The 8,000-nt window shown below is 32.1% G+C and carries 9 protein-coding genes; 5 read left to right on the plus strand and 4 right to left on the minus strand.

Annotated elements, in window-relative coordinates; genetic code table 11:
• Nucleotides 1-35 precede the first annotated feature (35 nt).
• A complete protein-coding gene (locus tag EU92_RS04710; protein WP_032513961.1) occupies nt 36-527 on the plus strand; it encodes a helix-turn-helix domain-containing protein in 492 nt (163 codons plus the stop codon).
• Here the strand turns inward: EU92_RS04710 and EU92_RS04705 are convergent.
• Nucleotides 524-2,119 carry a Ppx/GppA phosphatase family protein gene (locus EU92_RS04705; protein WP_032513962.1) on the minus strand — a complete coding sequence of 532 codons (1,596 nt, stop codon included), beginning with the start codon at nt 2,117-2,119 and terminating at the stop codon, nt 524-526. The genes EU92_RS04710 and EU92_RS04705 overlap by 4 nt on opposite strands.
• 104 nt (nt 2,120-2,223) lie before the next feature.
• On the opposite strand from EU92_RS04705, the gene EU92_RS04700 reads away from it, so the two are divergent.
• Together EU92_RS04700 and EU92_RS04695 are read left to right on the plus strand one after the other, a co-directional pair.
• The gene (locus EU92_RS04700; RefSeq protein WP_032523548.1) at nt 2,224-3,132 is read left to right on the plus strand and encodes a 4-hydroxybenzoate polyprenyltransferase; all 909 of its coding nucleotides are present in this window, start codon (nt 2,224-2,226) and stop codon (nt 3,130-3,132) included.
• A 9-nt stretch (nt 3,133-3,141) separates the two neighbouring features.
• Nucleotides 3,142-4,011, plus strand: a complete 870-nt coding sequence (locus EU92_RS04695) for an LD-carboxypeptidase (protein ID WP_032513964.1) — start codon at nt 3,142-3,144, stop codon at nt 4,009-4,011.
• On the opposite strand, the gene ispD is transcribed toward EU92_RS04695, so the two are convergent.
• Entirely contained in the window at nt 4,012-4,683 is a 672-nt protein-coding gene (gene ispD, locus EU92_RS04690) for a 2-C-methyl-D-erythritol 4-phosphate cytidylyltransferase (RefSeq protein WP_032513965.1), read from the minus strand.
• Nucleotides 4,684-4,775: 92 nt separating this feature from the next.
• On the opposite strand from ispD, the gene fabG reads away from it, so the two are divergent.
• Nucleotides 4,776-5,525 (plus strand): 3-oxoacyl-[acyl-carrier-protein] reductase, encoded by a 750-nt coding sequence (gene fabG, locus EU92_RS04685; RefSeq protein WP_032513966.1) that lies wholly within the window; start codon nt 4,776-4,778, stop codon nt 5,523-5,525.
• Between the two features lies 1 nt (nt 5,526).
• On the opposite strand, the gene EU92_RS04680 is transcribed toward fabG, so the two are convergent.
• Complete coding sequence (locus EU92_RS04680) at nt 5,527-5,706, minus strand: hypothetical protein (protein ID WP_032513967.1); 180 nt, start codon at nt 5,704-5,706, stop codon at nt 5,527-5,529.
• Between the two features lie 131 nt (nt 5,707-5,837).
• On the opposite strand from EU92_RS04680, the gene groL reads away from it, so the two are divergent.
• On the plus strand, nt 5,838-7,586 hold the full coding sequence (groL, locus tag EU92_RS04675) for a chaperonin GroEL (protein WP_032523442.1): 1,749 nt from the start codon (nt 5,838-5,840) through the stop codon (nt 7,584-7,586).
• A 4-nt stretch (nt 7,587-7,590) separates the two neighbouring features.
• On the opposite strand, the gene EU92_RS10185 is transcribed toward groL, so the two are convergent.
• On the minus strand, nt 7,591-8,000 hold a 410-nt coding region (locus EU92_RS10185), incomplete at its 5' end, for a hypothetical protein (protein ID WP_032523549.1).

Raw genomic sequence — 8,000 nt, forward strand, 5'->3', positions numbered from 1 at the left:
ATTAATAACTATAATTAGTAAAAAATTTAATTGTTTTGGAAGAAATAAAATCTTTTACAGAAGAAAATAATAAAAAAGAAAATTCCTCTTTAATGAGAATTGGAAATTTTATTAAAGAAGCAAGGTTAAGTAGAGATCAATCTATTGAAGAATTGGCTTCTGATTTAAAAATTGGGGCTCACCAACTTAAAGCCATAGAGGAAGGCAATGAAGAAAAACTACCTGAAAAAGTATTTATCAAAGCAATGATTCGCAGGATTTCACAGAAGTTGAAACTTGATACAAAATTTATAATGGATGAACTAAATACAGAGAGGGGAGAAGTAAAAATTGAAGAAATAGTTGAGGCAGTTCCTACAAAGAATGATAAATCTAAACAATCTAAGAAACTGAATCCAATAGGTTTCGGAATATTTATTTTAATTTCAGGCCTCCTTGGACTAATCGCCTCTACCTTAATTTTTAATTTATTATCAGAGTCTTTTCAGAATCAGCTCCTAAAACAAGAACTTATAAAAAAGAACTAAATAACTTTTAAATCCAAATTCTTTAGTTGTTTTATTGCATTAGAGCATAATCCTAAGTTCCATTTTTCAAGGAGAAGCTCATGATTTTTATTTAATGGTACAAGTTCAAACGTAATAATATTTTTAAGAAATTTTACCTTAATAGAGGAGATTACCTTTTCAGGCCTTTGGTCTAGTGATGCTGCTAATCTCAAAATCAATGACATTTCAAGCACTAATGTTTTATCCTCTTTGGATATTAAATTTTGCCAAGACTCATGTCTTTTCTTTGGTAGATTCTTCCTATGGTATCTGGCGATAGAAGCAATAATATTTGTTTCTGCTTCAGAATATCCTAACAACTCACAATTTTTTATTAAGTACCAAGAGTGTTTGTGGTAGGAACTAATATTTACGTATTTCCCACAATTATAAAGATTAGAGGCTGCCCAAAGAAGTTCTTTGGCTTTAGGGTCATTATCGCTATGAAAGATATTTTTAGTCTGATCGTAGATTTGAAAGGCAATATCGATAACTTTCTCAGCTCTTGTACTATCTACGCCAAACTTTCTGGCCTGATGAACTATGGTTGTTTTTCTAATATTGCTTTGAATATTTAACTCGTTTTTTATTATCCCTTTACGAAGCATCCAATCAACAACTAAACCCTCTCTGAGCGCCCTCTCACTTATAGTTAATTCATTAAAGTTCAACATCTCCATTGCGGTGTTTAATATCAATGCTCCTGGAACAATTATTTCTGCTCTTCTCTCACTTAATGAAGGTATTTTCTTGATTTCCGAAAATGGCAATTTAATTAGTTTTTCCAATACATTTTGTAAATTTTCCCTTTTAAATTTATAACCATGCAACTTTTGTTTAGATTCTCCCAAATCATCTGAAATCAAATTTCCTAATGAGGTTGCAGTGCCACTGGTTGCAATCATAGATAAAGTCTTATCTCCCTTAGATCTACTCTTTATTTTTCGAACAGATGGTTCTAAAGATCCTTTAATAAAAGTTGTTAGAAAACTAGATCTTTCTGAATTTATAGACTCTTTATTTAAAAAATCATTTTTAAGTCTTACCGCACCAATTCTCGAACTGGTAAGAGCTATAGCATCTTTTTTATCAGCAAGTATTAATTCTGTAGATCCTCCTCCAATATCTATGATTACAAAAGACTGATCTTCAAAAGCCATGCCAGAAAGAACACCAAGGTAAATTAATCTGGCTTCCTCAGAACCACTTATCATTTCTATTTGAATATCAGTTTCATCAAGAACTCTTCTAATAAAATCTTGACCGTTTGGAGCTTCCCTAACTGCACTTGTTGCTGCTGTTACTATTTGTTTTACTCCATTACTTTTACAATATTCCTTAAATCGCTTAAGAGTAACTAATGTTCTTTGGATTGATTCTTCAGTAAGATTACCCTCCTCATCTCTTTCTCCAAGACGAGTGGTTGATTTATCAGTGAATTTTATTGAAAATGATTTTAATTCTAGATTAATTTCTGCTACCAAGATATGTGTAGAGTTAGTTCCAATATCTATAGAAGCTAATAAAATTTGTTTTTCTTGAAAATATCTTAAATCTTGTTTCAGTATCATTTCTTTTTATAAGATGCAGATATCTTTAATCCATTAATAAATATACCCAAGAATGATTATTAAATAATAGAAATCATTTAATCCTAGTAAGATTATTTAAAGTTATGAAATATACAATAGTTCATATGCAAAATAAAAATCGACAAATTAAATTAATTACTTTTTTTGAATTATTAAGGTGGAATAAGCCGACTGGAAGAATAATCTTACTTATTCCTGCTGGATGGAGTTTATATTTAACCCCAGATGCTAATCCAACATTTTTAATGTTGCTAAGAATAATACTGGGAGGACTACTAGTAAGTGGATTAGGCTGCGTGGTTAATGATATTTGGGACAAAAAAATTGATCAAAGAGTTATTAGGACAAAAAATAGACCGCTAGCTGCAAATAAAATCGGTCTTAAAACAGCTTATTCAATTCTTTTCTTTTTAATTTTATGTAGCTTCTTTTTAACTTTGTCACTACCTCAGCCTGGAAGAATTCTTTCCATTTCACTCGCTTTTTTAGCTTTACCTATTATTTTAATTTATCCTTCTGCCAAAAGATGGTTTAAATATCCTCAATTAATCTTATCCATATGCTGGGGTTTTGCTGTCTTAATTCCCTGGGCCGCAAATGAAGGCAATTTAAATAGTATTGTTTTATTATTTTGCTGGCTAGCTACTATTTTTTGGACTTTTGGCTTTGACACTATTTATGCTTTAGCAGATAAAAAATATGATATCAAAATTGGAATAAATAGTTCCGCTGTTAACCTCCAGAACAAAACAAGAATAACTATTCAAATTTGTTATTTTTTAACTTCTTGTTTTCTCGCATTATGCGGATTTATTAATCAAATGGATTTTATTTTTTGGCCAATTTGGCTTACAACGTTAATCTTAATGCAGAGAGATATACTAAAAGTATTTCCTGAGGAAAAGCAATCAATAAAAAATATTGGGAATCACTTCAAAAATCAATCAATTTATGGAGGAGTCCTTTTATTAGCAATTATTATTGCCTCATAAATTCTAAATATGGTTTTTAGATTAAAAAAAGGGGATCTAATAGATATTTTAGCTCCAGGCTCCTTTATTGATGAAGACGAAAATTTTCAAAAAGGCATAGAAATCTTAAAAAACTGGGGCTTGGAAATTAATGAAAATAATTCTCTATCAAAAAAATTTGGTTATTTTGCAGGTGATGATCTAACTAGATTTGAAGAACTGGAAAAAGCACAAAATAGTAAGCTAATCATTTTTGCAAAAGGAGGCTGGGGTTCAGCAAGACTTTTAGAAAAAGAACCTTCTTGGCAGCATGGCTTAATGCTTGGATTCTCAGATACATGTTCTTTATTACTATCTAAATATTCTCAAGGATTTATAGGTTCTATTCATGGGCCAATGGTTACTGGCCTTTTCAATGAGCCAGAGTGGAGTCTTGAGAGATTAAGAAATTTACTTTTTGAGGGATATGTTGAGGACATAAGAGGAATTCCTTTAAGAGCTGGAAAAGCTAAAGGAGAAATTATCGTTTCTAACTTAACTATTGCTACTTTTTTAGTTGGTACTAATCACTTTCCTGATTGCAAAGGAAAAATAATAATTTTTGAAGATATTAATGAAGATATATATAAAATTGATCGCATGTTGACTTACCTCAGAATGACTAAAACACTTTCTGAAATTGCTGGTATTGGATTCGGAAGTTTTTCTAATGATTCCTGCGACCTTGAATGGAAAGATTTACTAAAAAACTGCATTATTGAAAGACTCCAAGAGTTTGATTTCCCTATTCTTTTTGACCTCCCAATAGGCCACATATCGGGAAATGCTTGCATTCCTTTAGGATACGAAGCCACCTTAAATGGTGATGATGGCATTCTTAGTATCGATAAACCTTTTTAACTAGGGGTTCTTCACAAAAAGTTTTGCTATTTTCAAATCTATAGGGGATGTAATTTTTATATTTGAATAAGTTCCTTCAATAATCTTCACTTTCCAATTAAGCATTTCGAATAGAGAGGCATCATCTGTGACTTTCCAGTTTTTATCAATTGCCATCTTATGAGCTTTTTTTAATCTATCTACTAAAAAGCCCTGAGGAGTTTGCGCTGCCCATAAATAATTTCTATCTGGTGTTTCTTTAATAAAACCTTCATTATCAACAATCTTTATAGTGTCAGTTACCTTAGTAGCCAAAATTACAGCTTCATTTTCATCTAATTCCTTTGCACAAAGGTCTATCAATTCAGGATTAATTAGACATCTAGCACCATCATGTATTAAAACTTTTTCAGCATCTTTTGGTAACGCTTCTAAACCATTAAAAACTGACTGTTGTCTGGTGTCACCACCATTAATCCAATGAACTTTATGGGCAAAATCCTTTGCTGAATTTAATAATAAATTTTTATCTTTCGGTTGACCAATTATTCCAACCCAATTTGTTGAGCTTGCAGAAAATACAGATTTAAGTGTCCAATAAATCAAAGACTCTCCCTCTAAATCAATAAGTAATTTATTTTTTCCAGCTTTCATTCTGCTACCGCTCCCTGCAGCTGGTATTAAAAAGTGCACAATAGAAGGTCTTAATATTTTCTAGACAATTATAAATAAAAGCAATATCTTTACACAAATAGTACTACGATTGAAAATTATAAAATTTCATAATGTCCAATACAGATTCATTATCAGGCAAAGTTGCTTTAATCACTGGAGCTAGCAGAGGAATTGGTAAAGAAATTGCTTTAGAACTAAGCCGATTAGGAGCAGAAGTTTTTATTAATTACTCTTCTTCTGATGAAAAAGCTGAAGAAGTTGTAAATTCAATAAAAAATTCGGGAGGTAAAGCTCATAAATTAAAATTTGATGTTTCAAAAGAAGATTCTGTCAGTTCAGCTTTTGAAGAAATAATCAAAATTAATGGCACCATTGATATCCTCATTAACAATGCTGGAATTACTAGAGATGGACTATTGATGAGAATGAAATCGGAACAATGGGATGATGTACTAAATACAAACTTAAAAGGAGTTTTTCTTTGTACAAAATATGCTTCAAAATTTATGATGAAAAAAAGAAGTGGTAGCATCGTAAATATTTCATCTGTTGTTGGAATAATTGGTAATCCTGGTCAAGCAAATTATTCTGCAGCCAAAGCTGGGGTTATTGGATTTACCAAAACTTGCGCTAAAGAATTTGCCTCAAGAGGTATAAACGTTAATGCAATAGCTCCAGGCTTTATAGAAACAGAGATGACTGAAAAACTTAATACTGAAGAGATTCTAAAAGTTATTCCTTTAGGGAAATTAGGAAGTTGTACTCAAATTGCAAACTTAGTGTCATTCTTAGTTTCAAGTGATGCAGGAAGTTACATTACAGGGCAAACAATCAGTATAGACGGGGGTATGAGTATTTAGTTTATGTACTTTCATAAGGCTGGCCTAATTCATCTCTCAACCTTCTAATTTTTTGTAAAAGTCTTAGTCTTCGACTTCTAGCAGTTAATGTCAAGAAAAATCTTAAAGGAAAGTATATCAGTGTCATAGCAATCGCGAGGATTGCGGTAAGAGTAAAAATAAGATTATTTGTTTCTTCCATAACTTAAAGATACTCTTATTTGAGTTAATTTGTATGACTAATTAAAAGAAATTCGGCTTTCCCCACTTAATTAAATATCCCTTAAAAATGATTATATGGGAGATTAGAATAAGACTAAAGATCGAGTAAACATGGCTAAACAGTTAAGTTTTTCTAATGAATCAAGAGAAGCGCTAGAAAAAGGTGTAAATTTCGTAGCTAATGCGGTAAAGGTTACTATTGGGCCAAAGGCAAAAAACGTAGTAATAGATAGAAAATTTGGTTCACCAGATATAGTTAGAGATGGGTCCACAGTTGCTAAAGAGATTGAGATTGAGAACCCTATTTCTAATTTGGGTGCGAAATTAATAGAGCAAGTTGCATCCAAGACAAAAGAGAGTGCAGGAGATGGAACAACAACAGCCACCATTTTGACTCAGAAGATGGTTCAAGAGGGATTAAAAAATATTGCTTCTGGTGCCAGTCCTACGGAGTTAAAAAAAGGTATGGAGGTAGGCCTGGCTTTTGTTCTAGAAAAATTAAGTTCCAAAAGTATTTCATTAAGTGGTTCTGATATTCAAAAAGTTGCAACAGTTAGTGCTGGAGGTGATGAAGAAATTGGATCTATAATTTCGAAGGCAATGGATATTGTCACTTCGGATGGCGTAATAACTGTTGAGGAATCTCAATCACTAGATACAGAATTAGATATAACTGAAGGGATGTCTTTTGATAGAGGCTATAGTTCTCCATATTTCGTAACAGACCAAGAAAGACAAGTTTGTGAACTTGAAAATCCTAAAATATTAATAACTGATCAAAAAATTTCAACTTTAGTTGATCTGGTTCCAATACTTGAAGAAATTCAGAAATCAGGCTCACCTTTTCTAATTCTTGCTGAAGATATCGAAGGAGAGGCTTTAACCACCTTGGTTTTGAATAAGAATAGTGGAGTGTTAAACGTAGCTTCCGTAAGAGCTCCGTTATTTGGCGAGAGAAGAAAAGCCGCCCTTGAAGATATTGCTATTCTTACTGGAGCTAAGTTAATTAGTGAAGATAAATCGATGACACTTGATAAAGTATCGATTAATGATTTAGGCAAAGCAAAAAAAATAACTATCACGAAGGACAAAACTACAATTGTTGCCTTCGAAGACACTAAAGATTTGGTTAAAGCGCGAGTAGAAAAATTAAAGAGAGAAGTTGATATAACAGACTCAGAGTATGATCAGGACAAAATCAACGAAAGGATAGCAAAACTAGCTGGAGGAGTAGCACTTATCAAAGTTGGAGCTGCAACAGAAACAGAAATGAAATACAAAAAGTTAAGAATCGAAGATTCTCTTAATGCTACGAAAGCTGCTATTGAAGAGGGTGTAGTTTCTGGAGGTGGACAAACTTTAATTGAAATATCAGATGACCTTTTAAATTTAAGTCAAACATCTTCCGATGATTTAAGAACAGGGATAAATATAGTCAAAGAAGCCCTTTTGGAACCTACTAAACAAATAGCAAAAAATGCTGGTTTTAATGGTGATGTAGTTGTCGCTGAAATTAAAAGACTTAACAAAGGCTTCAATGCTAATTCAGGAAAATATGAGGATTTAAAAGATTCAGGAATATTAGATCCAACCAAAGTAATAAGATTAGCTCTTCAAGATTCAGTATCTATTGCAGCTATGCTCCTCACAACAGAAGTTGCGATTGCTGACATTCCAGAGCCTGAAGCCGCAGCCCCAGGAGGACCAGGTGGAGATCCAATGGGAGGCATGGGGGGTATGCCAGGTATGGGTGGAATGGGTATGCCAGGTATGGGTGGAATGGGTATGCCAGGTATGGGTGGAATGGGTATGCCAGGTATGGGTGGCATGGGTGGAATGGGTATGCCAGGTATGATGTAAAAAACTAACTAGCTTTTTTATCTTTATTAATCCATTTTCTTAAATTTTTAATATTAGGTAGTGGTAATTTTGGGGTTTCAATATATTGATTTACTTGATTAGAATCTTGTTTAGTATTAAAGACTTCATTATTATTAGAAATTTTTAAGTAATTTGATTCACAATTTGTTTCTTCTAAATTTTCTAAAGTTTTTAAAGATTCAAGCCTAATTTGTTCTTGATTTTCTTCTTCATGATTTTCATCAATTAAAGTTATTTGTTCTTGATTTTCTTCTTCATGATTTTCATCAATTAAAGTTATTTGTCCTTGATTTTCTTCTTCATGATTTTCATCAATTAAAGTTATTTGTTCTTGATTTTCTTCTTCATGATTTTCATCAATTAAAGTTATTTGTTCTTGATTTTCTTCTTCAT

Origin of the sequence: Prochlorococcus marinus str. MIT 9107 (assembly GCF_000759855.1) — a bacterium.
In the GTDB taxonomy this organism is placed as follows: Bacteria; Cyanobacteriota; Cyanobacteriia; order PCC-6307; family Cyanobiaceae; genus Prochlorococcus_A; species Prochlorococcus_A marinus_N.